The organism is Streptomyces sp. NPDC051987 (assembly GCF_040680735.1).
GTDB lineage: Bacteria > Actinomycetota > Actinomycetes > Streptomycetales > Streptomycetaceae > Streptomyces.
Map to the genome: position 1 here is coordinate 1 of NZ_JBFAXI010000115.1, position 21,226 is coordinate 21,226.

Genomic DNA, 21,226 nt, shown 5'->3' on the forward strand with positions numbered 1-21,226 from the left:
GCTCCAGTACCGCCCCGACGTCCTCGACGGCTGCCTCACCGGCACCGGCCTCCGACGCCAACCAGCATGACGACATTACGCATTCAAGGTCAGTAACCGGGTGGTCGGTCACCAGTGGTCTGGGAGACCTGTCCTTCACTCCGGCAGGCACGAGCGAAATCGGCGGAGCAGTTCAAGTGCGGCAGGGCTCTCCGCGTCGAAGGTCTGGCCTTGTTGTTCGACAGGAAGATCCGGCCCCCAGACGCGGGCACCGTGACAGCGGAAGCAGAAGGCAATCTCGAAGAGCTGATCGGTGGAGTTGTACGCCCGGATACCCCAGCCTGGGAGGAAGCAGCGGTACAGCTCACTGCCTGGTAGGTCGGCGATCAGAGACAGGGCCTGCTGGGCTTGGTCGCCCTCCCAGATTGCGGCAGTGTCGCCCGCCAGGTCCTCCGAACTGAGGTGCCTGGCGGGATCGGTGATGCGGACGACCTCGATGAGTTCGGTCTTCCCATGGGTTAGCGGCAGCAGCATGCCTCCAGACTCTCCGATCACGACTTCACTGACCAGGCACGGCCAGAAGGCAAGAGCTTCGGAGCCTCAGGTGGGGAGCCGGCGGTAGCAGATGAGGGCTGCGGCGATACCGGCGAAGGCGAGGAAGTGCGCGGGCTTGCGTTCGTAGCGCCGGTGCAAGCGGCGGAATCCGCCCAGCCAGCTCACAGCCCGCTCGACGGTCCACCGGTGCCGTCCGGGTCGGGGCAATGCGCGGCACGATATGGCGAGCTCGGAGCCATTGCCGTAGGTGGTCGTAGTCGTAGCCCTTGTCCGCATGGAGCTTGGCGGGCCTACCCCGCCGGGGACCGCGGCGAGATCGGACCGGCGGAATCCCACGCACTAGGGGTTCAAGTCCCAGGCCGTCGTGGGTGTTTGCGACAGAGATCCCGATCGAGAGAGGCAGACCGGTCGATCGCGCACCGTGACCAGTCCAGATCGCCGCGCGAGCCCAACTCGTCCAGCGCCAGGCGGTGGAGCTTGGCCCACACCCGGGTCTGGCTTCACTTAGTGAAACGCCGGTACACCGTCGACCACGACGGACCGAAGCCCTCGGGCACCTGCCGCCAGGTGCACCCGGAGGTAGCCACGAACAAGATTGCGGCCAGCACCTCCCGGTCCCCGTAGCGGCGTCGTCCGCCGCCCTGCGGACGTGTCGGCGCCACCGGCACCACCCGCTGGAACAACTCCCACAGCCCGTCCGGGACAAGACGCTCCAAGATCGTCACGGCCGAAGGCTGCCGACCACGCCAAATGCAACGTGGTCTAAACCGCTCCGCACCCAACCGCGTCCCAGACTCACCGTGATCATTGCGGGACAACTCTTAGCGGATTCGGTTGGGTCGGGGAACTCCGCCGGGCGGCCGGCTGCGGGCCGGTGGGGGCTTGTCGCGCAGTTCCCCGCCCCGCTGTGGGGCGCCGCAGCCGCTACAGCTTCAGGTAGTTCTCCAGGGCCTCCACCACCATGCGGTGGTCCTGGAGCTGGGGCAGGCCGGAGACGGTCACCGTGCCGATCACGCCGACGTTCTCCACGGTGATCGGGAAGGAGCCGCCGTGGGCCGCGTACTGGTCCGGGTCCAGGCGGGAGGAGTCCTCGAAGGTCGTGCCCTTGGCGCGGAAGCGGGCGCCGACCAGGTAGGAGGCCGAGCCGTAGCGCTCGACCACGCGGCGCTTGCGGATGATCCACGCGTCGTTGTCGGGGGTCGAGCCGGGCAGGGCGGCGTGGAAGAGCTGCTGGCCCGCGCGGTGGATGTCGATGGCGACCGGGGCCTGGCGCTCCCGGGCCATCTCCACCAGAAGCGAGCCGAGGGCCCACGCGTCGTCGTTCGTGAACTGCCGGAACACCAGGCGGCGCTCCTGCCGCTCCAGCTCCTCCAGGGGCGGCGTGAGTTCGGGAGTGGTCTTGGGGGTGAGCTGCGGGTGGTGCATCAGAGGGTCACCGTCACCTTGTCTCGTGCCGAACGGCGGGCTGCTTCCAGTACGTCCAGGGCGGCGGCCGCCTCCAGCGCCGTCACCGGGTTGGGGCTCTCGCCCCGCAGGGCACGGGCCACGGCCGCGTAGTACGCGGGGTAGTCACCGGGGAGGGTGGGCACGGCCCGGCCGCCGCCGGTGACGGGCGACTCTCCCGCCCCGATACGGCCGTGGAGGGACGCGGGCTCGACGCCCCAGCCGGCACCCGGGCGCTCGCCCTCGCGCAGCGCCGCCTCCTGCGGGTCCAGGCCGTACTTGACGTAACCGGCCTTCGAGCCCAGCACCCGGAAACGCGGGCCGAGCTGGGCCGCCGTCGCCGAGACGTAGAGGTGGGAGCGGACGCCGTTCGCGTGCGTGAGCGCGATGAAGGTGTCGTCGTCGGTCTCGGCCCCGGTACGGCGGATCACCGACTCCGCGTACACCTCGGTGGCCGGGCCGAAGAGGACGAGGGCCTGGTCGACCACGTGGCTGCCGAGGTCGTAGAGGAGACCTCCGATCTCTTCCGGGTCGCCGGACTCGCGCCAGCCGCCCTTCGGCTGCGGACGCCAGCGTTCGAAGCGGGACTCGAAGCGCCAGGCGTCGCCCAGCGAACCGTCTTCGAGGAGGCCGCGCAGGGTCAGGAAGTCGTTGTCCCAGCGGCGGTTCTGGAAGACCGAGAGCAGCAGGCCCCGCTCCTCGGCGAGGGCGGCCAGCTCGCGCGCCTCGGCGGCGGTGCCGGCGACCGGCTTGTCGACCACGACCGGCAGACCGGCCTTGAGAGCGGTCGTCGCCAGCGGGACGTGCGTCCTGTTCGGGGAGGCGATGACGACGAGGTCGAGCTCGGCGCTCCGGTCGAACAGCTTGTCGGAGGTGGCGACCGTCCGCACGTCCGGGAACTCGGCCTTGGCCTGGGCCTGCCGCTCGGGGTTCGAGGTGACCACCGTGTCCAGGACGAGGCCCTCGGCCGCGGCGATCAGGGGCGCGTGGAAGACGGATCCGGCGAGGCCGTAGCCGATAAGGCCGACGCGGAGCGGAGTCGCAGCTGTCATGCGTCCTACTTTCGCAACGCTGTTGCCAAAGTGCAAGTGGCAGGGAGAATGGATGGCGTGAACAGGACGAGGAGCGGGCGGCCGGGCGCGGCCGGGGCGAATCTGCCGGCCATCCGCAGCCACAACACCGCGCTGGTGCTGGATCTGCTGCGCACGGCGGGGGAGGGCGGCATCAGCCGGCTCGAACTGGCCGAGCGCACCGGGCTCACCCCGCAGGCGGTCAGCAAGATCACCGCCCGGCTGCGCGAGGAGGGCCTCGCCGCGGAGGCCGGGCGGCGCGCCTCCACGGGCGGCAAGCCGGCCACCGTACTGCGGCTGGTGCCGGACGCCGGGCACGCGGTCGGGATCCAGCTAGACCGGGACGAGCTGCGTGCGGTCCTCGTCGACCTCGACGGCACGGTGGTGGCGGACCGGCAGGCGGAGGTGGACCTGGGGGCCGGGGCGGACGCCGTCCTCGGCGCGGTCGTGGAGCTGGCCGGGGAGTTGGTCGAGCGCGGCGGCGACTCGCTGCTCGGCGTCGGGGTCGGGGCACCCGGTCCGCTCGACCACAACGACGGCGTGCTGCACCGGGTCACCGGGTTCCCCGAGTGGGACGGCTTCCCGCTGCGCGACGCGCTCGCCGAGCGGCTCGGGGTGCCGGTCGTCGTCGACAAGGACAGCAACGCGGCCGCCCTCGGACTCGCCGTCGGCGGCGAGGGCGGCTCCTTCGCCTGCCTGCTCCTCGGTACGGGGCTGGGCGCCGGTCTGGTGATCGACGGCACCGTGCACCGGGGAGCGCGCACCGGAGCCGGGGAGTTCGGGCACCAGGTCCTCCAGCTCGACGGGCCGCCCTGCCACTGCGGCGACCGCGGCTGCATCGAGGCGCTGTGCCTGGCGGCGGTGGCCCGCGGCGACGTGGCCGAGGCGGCACGCGTCCTCGGCGTCGGCGCCGCGAACCTGGCCGGGCTGCTCGACATCGACCTGGTGCTGCTCGGCGGCCGGACGATCGCCGCCGCGCCGGAGCCGTTCGTCCAGGGGGTCGCCGCCGTCCTCGACGCCCACGCCCGGCGGGAGGGCAGCCTCCGCGCGGCCGTCCCCGTGCGCCTCGCCCCCGGCGGCGGCCAGGGGGTCGCGGAGGGCGCGGCCCAACTGCTGCTCGCACCACTGTTCGGACGCGCCGACGGCTGACACCGACAGGCCGACGGAACCGGCAGAGGCCGACGGGAAACGCTGAGGGGAGCGGGGTGAGGGGAGCGGGGTGAGGGGAGTGGGGTGAGGGGAGTGGGGTGAGGGGAGTGGGCCGACGGGCGTGGGCCGACGGGCGTGGGTGGCGGCAGAGGGCAGACGGGCGTGGGGTGACGGCAGAGAGGCGACGGGAAAGGTCCGTCGGGAATGGGGTGACGGCGGCGGAAGGGCTGGCGGCAGAGGGCTGTTCGGGCGGACTGGGGGCGCTCGCGCGGAGTGGCGGGCGCCCGGCATCGGTGGGGCGCGGCAGGATCACCTGACCATGCGATGGACCACGTACCTGTCCCCCTGCCTGGCCGCCGCAGCCGCCACCGCCGCCGTGCTCGCCCCCGCGCCGCGGGCGACGGCCGCCCCGGTCGCCGCCGGGGCGTCCTGCGCGGGCGCCGGTGAACAGGGCTTCCCGCTCACCACCCGCCTCCACGACGGCCCCACGTCCTACGACCCCGGCGGCGGCTACGGCATCTGGTACCTCGACCTCACCAACATCACCGCCCGCACCTGCGCCGACATCCATCCGGTCGTCGTCCTCGTCGACGACAAGAAGGTCCTCAAGCCCTCCCAGACCGAGCTGGAGTTCTACGACGGCCCGCACACCCGCCCGGTGCCGCTGACGAAGACCGACGAATCCGAGCTGGTCGGCGTGTTCGACGGGGCCGACTTCCCGGGGTTCACGGTGGCGGCCGGGGCGACCGTCTCGGTCAAGGTCCGGCTCGCCGTCACCTCCGACGCCGTACGGAACGGGGTCACGGCCAACGCGGCCGTCGTCCAGCGTCGGGGATCGGACGGCGCGTGGGTGGGGGAGTCGAACGACTACCGCTTCGGCATCGCCGGCGAGCCGCCGCCACGTCCCACGAACCCCGCCCCCGCCGTCCCGTCCGGCGACTCCTCGCAGGCCGCCCCGCAGACCCCTCGGGGGACCAGCCCCGAAAGCCCTGACGGTTCCGGTACCAGCAGCACGGGGGCCAGCCCCGAAGAAACCCCCGACGGCACCCCCACCGCCTCGCCCCCCGCCTCTGCCGGCGACAGCGCCCGGCCCGTCACCGACGAGGCCGGAGGGACCGGGGAGGAGGGCCGAGCAGCCGAGGAGCCCCGGGAAGACGGGGAAGGCTGGGAGGGCCGTGGAGGCTGGGAAGGCCACGGGGCCTTGGACGCCGAGGGTGCCTGGGAGGCCGGGGAGCGCGCCCGCGAACTCGCCCGCACGGGCACGGGCCTGGCCCACGGCCTGCTGGCGGCCTCCGCCACCCTCCTCGCCGTGGGCGCGAGCGCCTTCCTGCTCGCCCGCAGGCGGCGCTGACGGTGACCCGAGGGCGGTGACCGCGTCCGCGTGCGCGGTGGTGTGCACTGGGGGTCCGCGCGTTCTGGCCTGGGCGGTCCGAGCGTTCGGCGTGGGCGGTGGTGCGCCCCGGGCCGTCCGCGCGTTCGGCGCGCGCGGTGGCGTGCCACGGTGGTGGACACCGCTTGCGGGTGCGTGCGGGGCTGGGGTCGGTCGATGGTGTGTGCTGGCGCGGGCGCTGGCGCGGGCGCGGGCGCAGGGCGCAGGGCGCAGGGGGCGGTGCTGCGTGGGCAGCCGGGGCGGCGTCGGGGGAGCCGGAGTCGGCGGGTGGTCGGCCCGGTGTGCGTGGCTGGGTGGCCGGACGGCAGGTGAACGGGCCGTTCCCGGCTGATACCGGCTGTGTCTAGGCTGGGGGGCCGTCGGTACGCCGTGGTTCCGGCGCCAGCTCACGCATGACCCGCACGTACGCCATCCGCACGCCAGGAGACGCACCACATGGCAGAGCGCAAGCCCATCGAGTCGTGGCTCACCGACATGGACGGGGTTCTCATCCACGAGGGGGTCCCGATACCCGGAGCGGACGCCTTCCTGAAGAAGTTGCGGGAGTCCGGACGGCCCTTCCTGGTGCTCACCAACAACTCCATCTACACCGCCCGTGACCTGCACGCACGGCTGCGCCGGATGGGTCTGGACGTGCCGGTGGACAACATCTGGACGTCGGCGCTGGCCACCGCCCAGTTCCTGGACGACCAGCGGCCCGGCGGCAGCGCCTACGTCATCGGCGAGGCCGGTCTGACCACCGCGCTGCACGACATCGGGTACATCCTCACCGACCACGAGCCCGACTTCGTCATCCTCGGCGAGACCCGCACCTATTCCTTCGAGGCGCTCACCAAGGCCGTACGGCTGATCAACGACGGCGCCCGGTTCATCGCCACCAACCCCGACAACGTCGGCCCGTCCACCGAGGGCGACCTGCCCGCCACCGGCTCGGTGGCCGCCCTGATCACCGCCGCGACCGGCAAGAAGCCGTACTTCGTCGGCAAGCCCAACCCGCTGATGATGCGGGCCGGACTCAACGCGATCGGCGCCCATTCGGAGACCTCCGCGATGATCGGCGACCGGATGGACACCGACGTCCTCGCGGGCCTGGAGGCCGGGATGCGCACCTTCCTGGTGCTGTCCGGCGTCACTCAGCCGGACGACGTGGACCGCTACCCCTTCCGGCCCTCCGAGGTCGTCGACTCGATCGCGGACCTCGTCGACCGGATCTGAACCGCCGCCGACCGCGGCCGCCAAACCTGGCACCACCCGTACGGAGCAACAATGCGCCCCCCGAGGATGCGGGGGCGCACCGTGCGGGGGAGCCTCCAGATATCTGGAGGTTCACGATGGGCTCTCTCTCCCTCACACTCTGTACCGGAATCCTGGCCTGCGCCGCCGGGCTCGCCCCGACGGCCGCCCACGCGGCGGACGGCCAGGGCGTCACCGTGACCCCGGCCTCCCCGCCCGCCGGGTCCGTCGTGGCGCTGCGGGTCAGCGGCTGTTCCGGTACGACCGGCACCGCCGCCTCGACGGCCTTCGTCTCGGACGCCCGCCTCGGCGGCGCCGACGGCGCCCTGACCGGCCAGGCCCAGGTCCGCTCCACGATCGGCGCCGGCACCTACACCGTGCGGGTCACCTGCGCCGGTTCCGCCGCCACCGGCAGCGTCACCGTCGTGCCGCGGTCCGCGTCGCAGCTGGACCTGCCCGGTGTGGTGCCCGCCTCGCCGGTCGCGCCCGTGCACGCGGGCGGCGGGGGCACCGCCCCGCTCGCCTCGGTGGAGTCCCGCTCGGCCGGTCCCGACACCGCGCAGGCGGTGACCGGCCTGCTCCTCGCCGCTTTCGCCGCGGTCGCCGTCGGGCTGCTGAGCGCCCGCCGCCACGGTTCGCGCTGAGGGACGGGAGCACGATGTCCGACGACACCGAACGTCCTCCCGGCACCGGACGGCTGCTGACCGGGGTGGCCTGGGCGGTCCTGCTGCTCGGGCTGTGGCTGTGGGGCCGGGGGGTGACCGAGATACCCGACGGCCTGACGGGCCCCACCACCGGTGACGTGGCCGCCGTCGGCCGCCCGCCGTCCGAACCCGAACTCCCGCCCGCCGCGAAGCCGTTGACCTCGGCCGTGCCCGAGCGCGTCGACATACCGGAACTGGGCGTGCAGGCCCCCGTGGTCGCCCGCGGCCTCGACCGGGACGGCGGGGTCGACCCGCCGCCCTTCGACCAGCCCGGCGTGGTCGGCTGGTACGGCGCCGGGACCGGCCCCGGCGCGGCCGGCACCGCGGTCCTGGTCGGCCATGTCGACACCGAGACCCGGCCCGCCGTCTTCTACAAGATCAGCGCGATGCGCCCCGGCGAGACGATCCGCGTGGTCCGCGCCGACAACACGGTCGCCGAGTTCACCGTCGACGACGTCCGGGTGCTGCCCCGCGACCACTTCGACGCCCGGCAGGCCTACGGCACCCGGGAGTCGGGCCGCGCCGAGCTCCGCCTGATCACCTGCGGCGGCGCCTTCGACCGGACGACCCACAGCTACACGGCGAACGTGGTCGTCTCGGCCTACCTCACCGGCACCGGCACATAGCCGTACCGGCCCCACCTGTCGCCCGGTCGACGGCCCGCTCCCCTGAGACCGCCGACCGGGCCGGTCCTCGACCACGCGCGCTCGGGCCGCGGGAGTGACCCGGCGTCAGGCGCGGGAGGCTGGGCGGGCGCCCCGGCGACCGGGCCACCCGCAGGCGACTCTAGAGGCGCCGGCCGCCCGAGCCTAGCTTCCCGCCCGCCAACTCGCCCGCCGGCCAAGGCAGTCCGGGCTGTAACAGCTCACCGGCAGGAGGTGGGTCATCTCGTGGTGAGTGCGGTGGGTATGTCACGATTTGCGCGCGGCTTCACCGAGGCTGCCCAGAGGTCCGACCGCACCGCCCTCCTGGTCCTCTAGGGCATCTCGCACCGCGACTGCGGCCAGTACAGCCACAAGAGCGGAAAAAGCTGTTTACCGGTCATATGCGTTCATTAACGAGTGTGTAGGGATGATGTGGATAAGGCGTGTCAGTTGTTGACATAAAGGGGCGATAGGTAATAAAGGGCCGCAAAGGGCGCCGAAGTGGCATCGCGGGGCCGGTGGGATGTACGTCAGAAGGCCCCCCGCTGTGCGGAGGGCCTTCTGGGTGTCGGTGCGCCGCCAGGGACTCGAACCCCGGACCCGCTGATTAAGAGTCAGCTGCTCTAACCAACTGAGCTAGCGGCGCCTGCTGACATGGAGAACTCTACCCGACCGGGAAGCGTGCTCCCGACCATCGGCCACCGGGGCGACCTCCGTCCGCCCCCCGCCGTACATCATTCGGACCGTCAGCATGCGCACCTGGGCCACAGTTGGGAAACTGATCACTGTGCACAGTTCTGGACATATCCACTCGAAGTGTGAGGGGAATCGCATGCCGGCCCCGGTATTCGAGGAATTCGACCCCGCGAGCACCTGCGCATGCCCCGGATGCGTCCACTGGCGGCGGGTCGGCCCCTCCCCGCTGCCCGGCCGTTTCGGCGGGCACCCGGCGGCCCGGGGCGTCCTGGTCGTGGCCGCCGCCGCGTCCGCCGCCCTCGCCGCGAGCACCCCGACTGCCGCCGCCTACGGCGCCCCACCCGTCCCGCACCGGTCCGCCGTCCCCGTGGACCCCGCGCCGGAGACCCCGCAGGGCACCAAGTCCCCCCTGCACGGTCCGAACGGCGCCTCCGTCCAGGGCCCGGTCACCACGCCCCCCATCACCCGCACGCAGATCATCAACCGGGCCAAGACCTGGGTCGGCGCCCAGGTGCCGTACAGCATGTCCCTCTACTGGACCGACGGGTACCGGCAGGACTGCTCCGGCTACGTCTCCATGGCCTGGGGGCTGACCGGCAACGAGTGGACCGGGACCCTCGGCCAGTTCGCCACGAGGATCACCAAGGACGAGCTCCAGCCCGGCGACATCCTGCTCTTCCACAACCCGGACAACCCCGAGAAGGGCTCGCACGTCGTGATCTTCGGCGGCTGGACGGACTACACGCACACCTCCTACACGGCGTACGAGCAGACACCCCCGCGCGCCCGCCGCCAGACCACCCCCTACGCCTACTGGACCGACTCCGCCAAGTACCTCCCCTACCGCTACAACGGCCTGATCGCGGACCCCGGCACGCTCGGCGCCCCGGCCGGGCGGACGGCGGTGCCGTTCCCGGGCGCGGCCTACTTCGGGCCCGGCGCCGACAACAAGTACGTCACCCTCCTCGGGCAGCTGCTGGTCGCGCGGGGCGCCGGCAGTCACTACGCCAAGGGCCCGGGGCCGGTCTGGGGCCCGTCGGACCAGCGGGCCACCCAGGCCTTCCAGCGGGCCCAGGGCTGGACCGGCGCCGCCGCCGACGGCCTGCCGGGCCCGCGTACCTGGGAACTCCTCGCCACCGGCAAGGGCAGAAACGTCAAGCCTGCCGGCACGGCCCCGCCCGCCCCCGCCTCGCACGGGGTCCCGGGCTACCCCGGCAGGAACTACTTCCGGCCGGGCACCGCCAACGACCACATCACCGAGCTCGGCAGACAGCTGATCAAGAAGGGCTACGGCCGTTTCTACCCCGACGGCCCGCATCCCGCCTGGGGCGAGGCGGACCGCAGGGCCGTCGAGGCGTTCCAGCGGGCCCAGGGCTGGCGCGGCGGCGCGGCCGACGGCTACCCGGGGCCGGAGACCTGGCGCCGCCTGTTCCTGTGACGACGTCCACCCCCTGAGGGCCCTTGAGAAGCACCCGAGGGCCCTTTCAGGACCACCCGAGGACCTTTGTGGGACCACCCGAGGGCCTTTTTGGGACCACCCGAACCACCCGAGAACCACCTGAGGACCCCTGAGGACCACCTGAAGCATCTGGCGCGGAGGCTGGAGGCAGGCATGAGTACGACCACCGCACACACCCCTGAGTCGGACGGCCCCCCGGACGGCGGTCCGCCCGCCCGCCCGGCTCCCCGCCTGATCCAGAACGAGATCACCACCGAGATCCCCGTCCACCTGCTGTTCCGCGACGACCCCGACCCGGTGTCGGTGCCGCTGCGGCCCGCCGTGGTCGGCCGCCGCCAGGGCACCGGCGAACAGCCCCGGCTGCGCCGCCCGTTCCCGGCCAGGCCGCGGCCGGCCGCCGCCGTCGACCCGGACCTGGTGGAGCGCCCGGCCCGGGTGCTGCCCGGCGCGGCCGGCGTGTGCGCCGGGCTCGGCGGAGTGGCCGGGGCGCTCGCCACCTCCTGGTGGGCCGGGCTGCTGCCGTCGCTCACGGCGCACGCGCTGCGCGTGCCGGCGTCCGGTGGCGCTGGGCTCGGCCCGGCGCAGTGGGCCGCGTACGCCGGAGCGGGCGCGCTCGGCCTGGCCGGCTTCGCGGGGCTGGCGCGAGGGACGACCGGACGGGCCTGGGTGCTCGGCATGTTCGGCCGCTACCGGGGGACGGTACGGCGCACCGGGCTGCTCTGGGTCAACCCGCTGCTGCTGCGCCGCCGGGTCGACGTACGGCTGCGGCACTGGCGCAGCGAGGAGATGCCGGCGGCGGACGGCAACGGGGTCGCGCTCCGGGTCGTCGTCCTGGTGGTGTGGCGGGTGCGGGACACCGCGCGGGCGGCGCTCGGCGTCGAGGACCACGAGACGTATCTGCGCGAGTGCGTGGAGGCCGCGCTGGCCCGGGTGCCGGTGGAGCCGCCGGGCACGGCCCGGGGCTCGGTGGAGATGGCGACGGACGCGCTGACCCGGCTGGTCACGGCGGACGCGGCGGGCATCGGCCTGGAGGTGTTCTCCGTGCAGCCGGTCCGGGTGGAGTACGCCCCGGAGGTCGCCGCGGCCATGCACCGCCGCCGGATCGCCGCGCTCGACGCGCAGCAGCGGGCCACCGTGCTCACCTCCGTCGTGGACTCGGTCGAGGACACGGTGACCCGGCTGACCACGCGCGGGCTCGTCGACCTCGACGACTACGAGCGCAAGGTGCTGGTGCGGGACCTGACCGTGGCCTTCTGCTCGGGGCGGACCCCGGCCGTGCCGTGAAGCCCCCCTTTGGTATGGACATGTCCAAGGGGCCGCAATAATCTGGGACTTGGTCTAGACCTGCACGGCTCAGTGAACCTCCCCCACGTTCTCCAGGAGCGGCAGCATGCGTAAACGGACCAAGGTGTCGGCCGTCGTGCTCGGCGTGGCGACCGCCGGAGCGTTCGCGCTCTCCACCGGCGGCGCCAGCGGCCACGGCTACACCGACCTCCCCATCAGCAGGCAGAAGCTCTGTGCCAACGGCACGGTGCCGAACTGCGGCGACATCCAGTACGAGCCGCAGAGCGTCGAGGGTCCGAAGGGGTTCCCGGCGGCCGGCCCCGCCGACGGCCAGCTCTGCAACGGCGGGCTGAGCAGGTTCGCCCAGCTCAGCTCGCCGAAGACCCCGGCGGGCGGGGCCTGGCCGACGACCAGGGTGACCGGCGGTCAGACGTACACGTTCCGCTGGCAGTTCACGGCGATGCACGCCACGACCGACTTCAGGTACTACGTCACCAAGCAGGGCTGGAACCAGAACCACGCCCTCGCCCGTTCGGACCTCGACACCACCCCGTTCCTCACGGTCCCGTACAACGGCCAGCGCCCGCCGGCCACCCTCAGCCACAGCGGCACCCTGCCGTCGGGGCTGAGCGGTCACCACGTGATCCTGGCGGTCTGGACGATCGCCGACACGGGCAACGCGTTCTACGCCTGCTCGGACGTCACGTTCTGACCGGTGCCGTTCGACGGCTGGGTAACAGCGGGCTGATCTGAGCTTCGCTTGAGGCCCCGCCGCGGGCCGCGGGGGTACGTTCCCGGCACGCCGGTCGGTCGGACCGGTGTTCGGAGGCGGGGGACTCTCATGGCCTTGATGCAAGTGTTCTTCTACATCTTTCCCGGCATCTTCGTCGTCGTCGGGGTGTTCGGACTGGTCAGGACGCTGCGGCGGTCGAGCGAGGTCAGCCGGGCGTGGCGTCACGGGCGTACCGCCGAGGCCCGCTGTCTGCGGGCGTACACCACGACCAGTGGCGGCGGTGGGGACACGTCCGTGACGACCACGCTGCATCACGTGTACGAGTTCACGACGGCCGAGGGGCGTACCGTCCGCATCGACGAGCGGAACGGGCGGTCCACGGTCGTCGAGGGGGACTTCGTCACGGTGTACTACCTGCCGGAGCAGCCGGAGAAGGCCACGGCGCAGCCGCCGGCGCGGGGGAGGCTGGCGGTGGGGACCGGGTGCGCCGTGGCGTTCTTCGTGGTGTTCATCGCGTTCGCGCTGGCCTTCATGGCCGGGGCGCACTTCGTCTTCTCGGAGGCGGACGGGTTCGGTGGGGACGGGTTCGGTCCGTGAGGGCGCAATCCGTGAGGGCCGGGTGAGGCCGTGGGGCTCTGCGGGTCGGTGGGGGCTGGTCGCGCAGTTCCCCGCGCCCCTTACGGGGCGCTCTACATCTGACGGGGTGTCAGTTACGCTGCCTTCTTATGGACTCCGACAAGCGCACGATCGCTGAAGCCGTCGCCGCGCGGTGGGGTGACCATCGGCCGGGGCTGTGGTTCGAGGGGCAGGTGCTGACGCATCACGAGGTGGCCGGCGGGGCCGCGGCGCGGGCGGCGCTGTTCGCCGATCTGCTGCCCCCCGATGCCCCACCGCACATCGGCGTCCTCCTGGACAACACCCCCGAGTTCCCGCTCTGGCTCGGGGCCGCCGCGCTTGCCGGGGGTGCGGTCGCCGGGGTCAATCCGACCCGGCGGGGGGCCGAGCTGGCGCGGGACATCCTGCACACCGAGTGCCCGGTCCTGGTCACCGAGCGGGCGCACCTTCCCCTGCTGGCCGGACTGGAGCTGCCCGGCGTCCGGGTCCTCGTCACCGACGGGCCGGAGTACGGCGCCCTCCTCGCCCCGTACCTGGGCGTCTGTCCGGACGCCGGGCGGGCCACTCCGGCCGACCGGATGCTGCTCTACTTCACCTCCGGTTCGACCGGGGCGCCGAAGGCCGCGCTCTGTTCGCAGGGGCGGCTCGCGGCGGCCGGGCGGTCGCTCGCCGGGCAGTTCGGGGTGGGCCCCGATGACGTGCACTACATCTGCATGCCGATGTTCCACGGCAACGCGGTGCTCGCCGACTGGGCGCCCGCGCTGGTGGCGGGGGCCGGGGTGGCGTTGCGGCGGCGGTTCTCGGCGTCCCGTTTCCTCGATGACGTGCGGCGGTACCGGGCGACCTACTTCACCTACGTCGGCCGGGCCGTGCAGTACATACTCGCCACCGAGCCGCGCCCCGACGACCGGGACAACCCGCTGCGGCTCGGGTTCGGGACGGAGGCCGGGGCGGTGGACGCGGCGGCCTTCGCGGAGCGGTTCGGGGTGCGGCTGGTGGAGGGGTACGGGTCCTCCGAGGGCGGGGCGGCGATCCAGTGGTCACCGGGGACGCCGGACGGGGCGGTGGGGCGGGCGGGGCCGGGGCTCGTCGTCCTCGACCAGGAGACGGGCCGGGAGTGTCCGCCCGCGGTCTTCGACTCCGGGGGGCGGTTGCTCAACGGGGAACAGGCCATCGGGGAGCTGGTGAACCAGGCGCCGAACCCCTTCGAGGGGTACTGGCGCAATCCGGAGGCGGAGACCGAGCGGCGGCGCGGAGGGTGGTACTGGACCGGCGACCTCTTCTACCGGGACGAGGACGGCTACCTGTACTTCGCGGGGCGCACCGACGACCGGATCCGGGTCGACGGGGAGAACCTGGCCGCCGCGATGATCGAGAACATCGTGGCCCGGTACGCGGGCGCGGACGCCGTCGCCGTGTACGGGGTGCCGGACCCGGTGACCGGGGACCAGGTGATGGCGACGATCGCCGGGCGGTTCGATCCGCTGGACTTCGCCGAGTTCCTGCTGGCCCAGCCGGACCTGGGGACGAAGATGGCGCCCCGGTTCGTCCGGGTGGTGGAGCGGATGCCGGTGACGGCGACCAACAAGATCCAGCGGGCGGCCCTGCGGAGGGAAGGGGTGCGGTGCGCCGACCCGGTCTGGTGGCGCCCGCCGGGAAGCCGGACGTACCGCAGGCTGACCCCCGAGGACGCCGAAGGGCCCCTCGTGTCCACGAGGGGCCCTTCACCGGTGCGCCGCCAGGGACTCGAACCCCGGACCCGCTGATTAAGAGTCAGCTGCTCTAACCAACTGAGCTAGCGGCGCATGACTCCCGCCGACCGCCGGAATCGTCTTTCGACTGCTTCTCGCGGCTGGCGACGAAGAAAATACTACCTGGTCCGGCGGGGTGCTTCCGACCACCGCCGCTAGATGGCCAGGGACAGCAGGACCGGGGCCGCGCTGCGGTTCAGGGTGTCGGCGGCCTTGCGGAGCCGGTGCGCGTGCTCGACCGGCAGGGAGAGGGCCAGGCAGCCCACCGCCGAGCCGGCCGTGATCGGGACCGCCGCGCACACCGTGCCGATGGCGTACTCCTGGAGGTCCAGGACCGGGACCGTCGGGGGCTGCGCCTCCAGACGGGAGAGCAGCAGCTTGTCGCTGGTGATGGTGCGCGAGGTGAGGCGGGCCATCTTGTGCCGGGAGAGGTGGTCGCGGCGGGCGTTGTGGTCGAGCTGGGTCAGCAGGCTCTTGCCGATCGCGGTGGCGTGCGCGGAGGAGCGGAAGTCCACCCATTCGTTGACCGCGGGGGTGGTCGGACCGGCCGCGTAATGGCCGATCGCCACCTCGCCGTCGACGTACCGGCTGAGGTAGACGGCGGCGCCGACCGAGTCGCGCAGCCGGTCGAGGGTCTGCTGCAGCTGTTCCCCGAGGGCCCGCTCCCGCTCGTGCGCGGAGCCGAGCCGGCGCAGGGTCTCGCCGGTGACGTACGCGCCGTCGGTGACCTGCTCGACGTAGCCCTCCCGGCGCAGCATGCGCAGCAGCGCGGTCAGCCGCTCGGGGTCCAGACGGGTGCGACGGGCCAGTTCGGTGTCGGTGACGCCGGTGGCGTGCCCCGCCACCGTCTCCAGGACGCGCAGCGCGTCCTGGGCGGAGTGGTACGGGGCGGTCGGCTCGTGCATCAGCGCCACGGTGGTCCCCCTGCGCTCGCTCGGCGGTACTGCTGTGACAGCACTGCTTGGGCCGCGATCCGGACAGCGAATCCTCTCCACGATAACGGGCAAGGACCCGAAACGGAGGGGGTGTTGGCGAGATTCCCGCCCCTCCCAACTGCGGCTCAGATCCTCTGGCATATGTCAGTGGAATGACCCGCGCCGCGGACCTCGGGTGATCGAGCGTTCACTTCCTGTACGCGGGGAGCGGCCAGGGGAAACTTTTACGGCGTCGGCGGTGGAAATATCTACAGCACCGCCCCGAGGAACTCCCGGGTCCGCTCCTGTTCGGGCTCGCTGAAGATCCGCTCCGGCGGCCCCGCCTCGATGACCCGGCCCGCGTCGAACATCAGGACCTGGTCGGAGATGTCCCGGGCGAAGTTCATCTCGTGGGTCACGCAGAGCATGGTGATGTCGGTGGAGCGGGCGATGTCCCGGAGCACGTCGAGGACGCCCGCGACCAGCTCCGGGTCGAGCGCCGAGGTCACCTCGTCCAGGAGCAGCACCTTCGGCCGCATGGCCAGCGCCCGCGCGATCGCGACCCGCTGCTGCTGGCCGCCGGAGAGCCGGGTCGGCCTGGCGTCGGCCTTGTCGGCGAGGCCCACCAGGTCGAGCAGCTCCCGGGCGCGGCTCTCCGCCTCGTCCTTCGACAGGCCGAGCACGGTCACCGGGGCCTCGGTGACGTTGCGCAGCACGCTCATGTTCGGGAACAGGTTGAACTGCTGGAACACCATCCCGATCTGCTTGCGGACCTCCCGCCGCTCCTTCTCGGAGGCCGGGAAGAGCCGCTGCCCGTCGACGGTGATGGTCCCCGCGTCCGGCTCGGCCAGCGTCATCAGCAGCCGCAGGATGGTGGTCTTGCCGGAGCCGGAGGGCCCGATCAGCGTGACGTGCCGGCCCGTCTGCACGGCGAGGTCGAGACCGTCGAGGACGGTGTTGTCCCCGAACCGCTTGGTCACCCCCTCCACCCGGATCAGCTCGGTGGCCGCGGTGCCGGTGGCGGTCGGCTGCTTGCTGGTGTCAACGGACAAGGCGACGCTCCAGGGTGCGCAGGAGAAGGGAGGCGAGGTAGGAGACGACGACGAAGGCGACGCCGATCACCGTCACCGGCTCGGTGAACTGGAAGTGCTGCTGGGAGAAGAGCCGGGCCTGGCCGAGCATCTCCAGCACGGTGATCGACATCAGGATCGGCGTGTCCTTGAGCATCGAGATCACGTAGTTGCCCAGCGGCGGCACCACCCGGCGCACCGCCTGCGGCAGGATGACCGCGAACCAGGTCCGCCGGGCCGGCAGGCTGAGCGCCGTGGCGGCCTCCCACTGCCCGGGGGGCACCGCCTCGATGCCGGCCCGGTAGACCTGCATGGTGTACGTCGAGTAGTGCAGGCCGATCGCGAAGACCCCGGTGGTCAGCGCGGAGAACGTCAGTCCCCACTCGGGCAGCACGTAGAAGAGGAAGAACAGCTGCACCAGCAGCGGCGTGTTGCGCACGAACTCGGTCACCGCCCCGACCGGCCAGCGCACCCACCTGGTGGGCGTCCGCATCAGCAGCGTCCACACCAGCCCCAGTGAGAACGAGATCAGCGAACCGAGGACCAGCGCCTGGAGGGTGACCAGCAGCCCGTCCCAGAAGTGCGGCATGAACTCGCCGACGGCACTCCAGTCCCACGTCACGCGACACCACCCACCCCGGTCGTCTCCCTGCGCTTGCGGGTCCGGGCCGTGTGCTCGTCGCCCGGATCCTTGCCGATGCCGGCCCTGAGCCGCTTCTCCAGACCGCGCATCAACCGGGTGATGACGAACGCGATCGCGAAGTAGACGATCAGCAGGTACGTGTAGATGTGCGCGCTCTCCTGCAACGCGAGACGCACCAGGTTCCCGCTGAACGCCAGGTCACCCATGCCGGTGACGGACACCAGGGCGGTGCCCTTGAGCAGCTCGACGAGCAGGTTGCAGTAGGAGGGGATCATCTCCGGCACCGCCTGCGGCAGCAGGATCAGCCGCAGCCGCTGCCAGGGCGTGAAGCTGAGCGCGATCCCGCCCTCCTTCTGCGCCGGGTCGACCGCGCCCAGCGCCCCGCGCACGATCTCCGCGCCGTACGCGCCGTACGTCAGGCCGAGCGCGAGCGTCCCCGCCCACAGGGGCACCAGCTGCCAGCCGAAGGCGACCGGCAGCACGAAGAACACCCAGAAGATCATCACCAGCGCCGAGGTGCCGCGGAACACCTCGGTGTAGACACCGGCGAGGAACCGCACGAGCCACAGCCGGTGTGTCCGCGCCACGCCCACCCCCAGGGCCACGGCCGTCATCAGCAGCCCGCTGAGCACCAGCAGCTGGAGGGTCGTCCAGGTGCCCTTGAGCACCAGTTCCCAGAGTCCGGAGGTCATCCGCTCGTCCCTCCCCCGCACAGCCGCTTCGCCGTCAGCTCGGTCATCTCGGCCCGGGTGAAGCCGAACGGCCGCAGGATCCGCAGCAGTTCGCCGCTCTTCTTCAGCTTGCGCAGCTCCACGTTGAAGGCGTCCCGCAGCCGCGTCTCCGCCGACCGGAACGCGAACGCGCCCCCGTCCACGTGCGGTCTGCCGCCCACGAGCGGCGCGAACGGCTCGGTCGCCTCGGCCTTGGCGGACTTCCTGGCCACCTCGCGGGCGGTGACCGCGGTACCGGCGAAGACGTCGACGCGCCCCGCCTCCACGGCGTTCAACCCGGCGACCTGGTCGGGAACGATCAGGATGTCGCTCTCCTTGTACCCGGCCTCGACCGCGTACTGGATCTCGGCATAGCCCGTGCCGGTGGCGAACTTCGCCTTCTTGCGGACCACGTCCCGGTAGTCGTGCAGCCCCTTGGGGTTCCCCTTCCGCACGACGAACGAGTCGAGCATCTGGTAGTCGGGGTCGGCGAAGATCACCTGCTCGCAGCGCTCCGGGTTGACGTACATGCCGGCGGCCACGACGTCGAACTGCTGCGAGTTCAGCCCCGGGATCAGCGAACCGAACTCGGTCGGCACCGGCTGGACCCGGTCCACCCCCAGCCGCTTGAAGATCACCTTCGCCAGCTCCGGCGCCTCACCGGTCAGGTGTCCGTCCTTGTCGATGTACCCGAAGGGAATCTCACCGGCGATCCCGAGCCGTACGACGCCCTGGGCGCGCAGCCGTTGCAGCAGATCGCCGCCGCCGGTGGTGGCAGCGGTGGCCACGCGCGCGCACCCGGCCGCGGCGAGCGCGCCGACGGCGGCGGCACCCGCGAGCACGGCCCGCCGCGTGTGTCCGGATGCGTACCCTGGCGTGTCTGATTCGTTCCCGTGTGGTGGAGCCATGGCGGCGCGGCTACCCAAGCGGATACCGGATATGCGCCCTGGTTTCCCCGCCGATCGCTCCGTCACCGCCGAGCCGACGCGGCGGGACGCACCGGGCAGGACACGGCCGCTCCGCCGACCGCACGCCGCTGACCTGCACGGCGGCGGGGGAGGCCGGTCCGCTCACGGGCGACGTCCACCGCGCCGGCCACGCCCGCCGCGAGAACCGCGCCCTCTTCCCGCCCCTCGCCTCCACAGAACCTGCACGTCAGTGGCCGGGCACGTATCCGCGCTTCTTGTCGACCACGTTCGGCAGGGACCGGCCGGCCGCCCACCGCTCGAACAACTCCACGAACTGGCTGCCCAGTTCGTCCCGCCGGCCGATCGTGTCCCCGCTCATGTGGGGGGAGATCAGCAGGTTCGGCACGCTCCACAGCGGGCTGTCCGCGGGCAACGGCTCGGTGGCGAGGACGTCCAGCGCCGCCGCGGCGATCCAGCGCCGGGTCAGCGCCCGCACCAGGGCCTCCTCGTCGACCAGCTGCCCCCGGCCGACGTTGATGAAGCAGGCCGACGGCTGCATCACGCCGAAACGGTGCGTGTCGAACATGCCCCGTGTCCGGTCGGTCAGCGGGGCGGCCGCGATCACCCAGTCCGCACGGGACATCAGCCGGTCCAGGTCGTCCGGGCCGTGGATACCGGTGTGCGGGACCCGGCCGACCAGGGCGGTGGTGACGCCGAGCGCCTTGAGGGTGCGGGCGATCGCGCGGCCGATCGGGCCGGTGCCGACCACGCACGCGCGCGTGCCGGCGACCGGGCGCGTCTCGCGGTGCAGCCAGGTCCCCTCCCGCTGGAGCGCGAGGGTGCGGGGCAGGTCCTTGGCGATGGCGAGGACCAGCGCGGCCACGTACTCGGCGACCGGCGCGTCGAAGACACCGCGCGCGTTGGTGACGACCGTGTCGGACGCCACCAGCTCCGGGCACATCAGATGGTCGACGCCCGCGCTCGCCGTGTGCACCCAGCGCGGTCGCGGCCCCTCGCCCGGCCAGGCCTCGCGGACCGCGTGCGAGGCGAAGTCCCAGACGAGGAGGACGTCGGCCGACGGCAGCCGGGACGCCAGGCCCGCCGCGTCCGTGTGCACGATCCGGGCGCGGCCGGTGAGCCGGCCCAGCCGCGGGGGCGGGTCGGCGTCGAGGACCAGCAGGGTGGGCACGGGCGGCGTCATGCGGGGTCTCCCGGTGTCCTGGTCTCCCGGTGTCCGGCAGCGTCCCGCCGGGGCGGACGAAACGTCTCGGGCGCGGATCGACCACGCTGGCACCCGAACCCACCTTCGTCAACACGGGCGTGGTCCCCGGCGCGGCGACGCGGGCGACACGGCGATGCGGGCAACGCCGCGCCGACTGGGTACCCGGTGCGTCGGGCCGTGTCAGGCGCTGATCCATAAAATGGACGCATCGGTGCGTGACGGGCCCGTACTGCCGGAAGAACAGCAGGAAGGGTGGACATGACAGCGCTCGGACTCCTCTATCCGGGGCACTTTGCGGAGGACGACTTCCCCCGCATCGAGCAGCTCCTCGGCAGCGACATCCGGGTGGACGTCGTCCACACCGACATCGGTGAGGACGGGCCCGGGGTCGCGGCGTTGCGCGAGCTGGGGGCCGAGGAACGGCTGGCCGCCGGGGTGGCGGAGCTGCGGCTCGCGGGCGCGGACGCGGTGGTGTGGGCGTGCGCCGGCGGGAGCTTCGTGCACGGCTGGGAGGGCGCCCAGCGGCAGGTCCGCGCGCTGGCCGTGGCGGCCGGGATGCCGGCGTCGGCCACCTCCTTCGCCTTCGTGCACGCGGCGCGGGAGCTCGGGGCACGGCGGGTGGCGGTGGGCACGACCGCTCCGGGGGAGGTGGCGGCGCTCCTCGCCGACTTCCTGCGGGCCGGCGGCCTGGAGGTGGCGGGCGTGCGCTCCTCGGAGTCCGTCACGGCGGCGGAGGCGGCGACGTGGGGGGAGGAGGAGGTGCTGGCGCTGGCGCGGGCGGCCGACGTCCCGGAGGCGCAGGCGGTGCTCCTGCCGGACGCGGCGCTGCACACGGCGGCGCATGTGCCCACGCTGGAGAAGGCGCTGTCCAAGCCGGTGCTCACGGCGAACCAGGTGACCGTGTGGGAGGGGCTCCGTCTGGCCGACCGCCGGGTGAACGCCCCGGCGCTCGGCACCCTCTTCACCCGCGAGCCCCTCGTACAGGCCTGACCCGTCCCGGAATAACCGGAGACACTCTCCTGTTACCCGTGCTGATCAGCTCACGGCCGTGAAT

General features: G+C 72.6%; 21 protein-coding genes, 2 tRNA genes and 1 pseudogene. 11 read left to right on the forward strand and 13 right to left on the reverse strand.

What is annotated here, in order from left to right:
• Positions 1–135 precede the first annotated feature (135 nt).
• The 5 genes and pseudogenes from AB0M11_RS36485 to AB0M11_RS36505 all read right to left on the reverse strand — a co-directional run bounded on the left by AB0M11_RS36485 (position 136) and on the right by AB0M11_RS36505 (position 3,029).
• Positions 136–513: a hypothetical protein gene (locus AB0M11_RS36485; RefSeq protein WP_365712478.1), complete on the reverse strand. Its 378-nt coding sequence runs from the start codon at positions 511–513 to the stop codon at positions 136–138.
• A gap of 66 nt (positions 514–579) precedes the next feature.
• A pseudogene (locus AB0M11_RS36490) lies at positions 580–970 on the reverse strand (transposase).
• A 64-nt stretch (positions 971–1,034) separates the two neighbouring features.
• A complete protein-coding gene (locus AB0M11_RS36495; RefSeq protein WP_365712479.1) occupies positions 1,035–1,259 on the reverse strand; it encodes a transposase in 225 nt (74 codons plus the stop codon).
• A gap of 199 nt (positions 1,260–1,458) precedes the next feature.
• Positions 1,459–1,959, reverse strand: a complete 501-nt coding sequence (locus tag AB0M11_RS36500) for a heme-degrading domain-containing protein (RefSeq protein WP_365712481.1) — start codon at positions 1,957–1,959, stop codon at positions 1,459–1,461.
• A complete protein-coding gene (locus tag AB0M11_RS36505; protein ID WP_365712482.1) occupies positions 1,959–3,029 on the reverse strand; it encodes a Gfo/Idh/MocA family oxidoreductase in 1,071 nt (356 codons plus the stop codon). Before AB0M11_RS36505 ends, AB0M11_RS36500 begins: the two co-directional genes overlap by 1 nt.
• Before the next feature lie 48 nt (positions 3,030–3,077).
• On the opposite strand from AB0M11_RS36505, the gene AB0M11_RS36510 reads away from it, so the two are divergent.
• The 5 genes from AB0M11_RS36510 to AB0M11_RS36530 all read left to right on the forward strand — a co-directional run bounded on the left by AB0M11_RS36510 (position 3,078) and on the right by AB0M11_RS36530 (position 8,149).
• Positions 3,078–4,196, forward strand: a complete 1,119-nt coding sequence (locus tag AB0M11_RS36510; protein WP_365712483.1) for an ROK family transcriptional regulator — start codon at positions 3,078–3,080, stop codon at positions 4,194–4,196.
• A 319-nt stretch (positions 4,197–4,515) separates the two neighbouring features.
• On the forward strand, positions 4,516–5,547 hold the full coding sequence (locus tag AB0M11_RS36515) for a hypothetical protein (RefSeq protein ID WP_365712484.1): 1,032 nt from the start codon (positions 4,516–4,518) through the stop codon (positions 5,545–5,547).
• A gap of 474 nt (positions 5,548–6,021) precedes the next feature.
• The gene (locus AB0M11_RS36520) at positions 6,022–6,801 is read left to right on the forward strand and encodes an HAD-IIA family hydrolase (RefSeq protein ID WP_365712485.1); all 780 of its coding nucleotides are present in this window, start codon (positions 6,022–6,024) and stop codon (positions 6,799–6,801) included.
• 116 nt (positions 6,802–6,917) lie between these two features.
• Positions 6,918–7,463, forward strand: coding sequence for a hypothetical protein (locus AB0M11_RS36525; protein ID WP_365712486.1), 546 nt, complete (start codon positions 6,918–6,920; stop codon positions 7,461–7,463).
• A 14-nt stretch (positions 7,464–7,477) separates the two neighbouring features.
• On the forward strand, positions 7,478–8,149 hold the full coding sequence (locus tag AB0M11_RS36530; RefSeq protein WP_365712487.1) for a class F sortase: 672 nt from the start codon (positions 7,478–7,480) through the stop codon (positions 8,147–8,149).
• 590 nt (positions 8,150–8,739) lie between these two features.
• Here the strand turns inward: AB0M11_RS36530 and AB0M11_RS36535 are convergent.
• Positions 8,740–8,813, reverse strand: a tRNA-Lys gene (locus tag AB0M11_RS36535).
• A 186-nt stretch (positions 8,814–8,999) separates the two neighbouring features.
• Between AB0M11_RS36535 and AB0M11_RS36540 the strand changes: the two genes are divergently transcribed.
• The 5 genes from AB0M11_RS36540 (at position 9,000) to AB0M11_RS36560 (ending at position 14,720) form a co-directional block, all read left to right on the forward strand.
• Positions 9,000–10,301, forward strand: coding sequence for a peptidoglycan-binding protein (locus AB0M11_RS36540; RefSeq protein ID WP_365712488.1), 1,302 nt, complete (start codon positions 9,000–9,002; stop codon positions 10,299–10,301).
• A gap of 174 nt (positions 10,302–10,475) precedes the next feature.
• On the forward strand, positions 10,476–11,606 hold the full coding sequence (locus tag AB0M11_RS36545; RefSeq protein WP_365712489.1) for an SPFH domain-containing protein: 1,131 nt from the start codon (positions 10,476–10,478) through the stop codon (positions 11,604–11,606).
• Positions 11,607–11,712: 106 nt separating this feature from the next.
• Positions 11,713–12,318 carry a lytic polysaccharide monooxygenase gene (locus AB0M11_RS36550; protein WP_365712490.1) on the forward strand — a complete coding sequence of 202 codons (606 nt, stop codon included), beginning with the start codon at positions 11,713–11,715 and terminating at the stop codon, positions 12,316–12,318.
• Positions 12,319–12,456: 138 nt separating this feature from the next.
• A complete protein-coding gene (locus AB0M11_RS36555; protein ID WP_365712503.1) occupies positions 12,457–12,936 on the forward strand; it encodes a DUF3592 domain-containing protein in 480 nt (159 codons plus the stop codon).
• Between the two features lie 128 nt (positions 12,937–13,064).
• Positions 13,065–14,720: a long-chain-fatty-acid--CoA ligase gene (locus tag AB0M11_RS36560; RefSeq protein ID WP_365712491.1), complete on the forward strand. Its 1,656-nt coding sequence runs from the start codon at positions 13,065–13,067 to the stop codon at positions 14,718–14,720.
• Here the strand turns inward: AB0M11_RS36560 and AB0M11_RS36565 are convergent.
• The 7 genes from AB0M11_RS36565 to AB0M11_RS36595 all read right to left on the reverse strand — a co-directional run bounded on the left by AB0M11_RS36565 (position 14,686) and on the right by AB0M11_RS36595 (position 20,151).
• Positions 14,686–14,759, reverse strand: a tRNA-Lys gene (locus tag AB0M11_RS36565). The genes AB0M11_RS36560 and AB0M11_RS36565 overlap by 35 nt on opposite strands.
• A 101-nt stretch (positions 14,760–14,860) precedes the next feature.
• Positions 14,861–15,619 carry an IclR family transcriptional regulator C-terminal domain-containing protein gene (locus tag AB0M11_RS36570; protein WP_365712492.1) on the reverse strand — a complete coding sequence of 253 codons (759 nt, stop codon included), beginning with the start codon at positions 15,617–15,619 and terminating at the stop codon, positions 14,861–14,863.
• Between the two features lie 269 nt (positions 15,620–15,888).
• A complete protein-coding gene (gene ehuA / locus AB0M11_RS36575) occupies positions 15,889–16,671 on the reverse strand; it encodes an ectoine/hydroxyectoine ABC transporter ATP-binding protein EhuA (protein WP_365712493.1) in 783 nt (260 codons plus the stop codon).
• Positions 16,661–17,311, reverse strand: a complete 651-nt coding sequence (ehuD, locus tag AB0M11_RS36580) for an ectoine/hydroxyectoine ABC transporter permease subunit EhuD (protein ID WP_365712494.1) — start codon at positions 17,309–17,311, stop codon at positions 16,661–16,663. The genes ehuA and ehuD overlap by 11 nt, the downstream gene beginning before the upstream one ends.
• Positions 17,308–18,024 (reverse strand): ectoine/hydroxyectoine ABC transporter permease subunit EhuC, encoded by a 717-nt coding sequence (gene ehuC / locus AB0M11_RS36585; protein WP_365712495.1) that lies wholly within the window; start codon positions 18,022–18,024, stop codon positions 17,308–17,310. The genes ehuD and ehuC overlap by 4 nt, the downstream gene beginning before the upstream one ends.
• Entirely contained in the window at positions 18,021–18,950 is a 930-nt protein-coding gene (gene ehuB / locus AB0M11_RS36590) for an ectoine/hydroxyectoine ABC transporter substrate-binding protein EhuB (protein WP_365712496.1), read from the reverse strand. Before ehuB ends, ehuC begins: the two co-directional genes overlap by 4 nt.
• Before the next feature lie 247 nt (positions 18,951–19,197).
• Positions 19,198–20,151, reverse strand: a complete 954-nt coding sequence (locus tag AB0M11_RS36595) for a D-2-hydroxyacid dehydrogenase (RefSeq protein WP_365712497.1) — start codon at positions 20,149–20,151, stop codon at positions 19,198–19,200.
• 279 nt (positions 20,152–20,430) lie between these two features.
• Here AB0M11_RS36595 and AB0M11_RS36600 point away from each other — a divergent pair, with 279 nt between their 5' ends.
• Positions 20,431–21,162 carry a decarboxylase gene (locus tag AB0M11_RS36600; RefSeq protein ID WP_365712498.1) on the forward strand — a complete coding sequence of 244 codons (732 nt, stop codon included), beginning with the start codon at positions 20,431–20,433 and terminating at the stop codon, positions 21,160–21,162.
• Positions 21,163–21,226 lie beyond the last annotated feature (64 nt).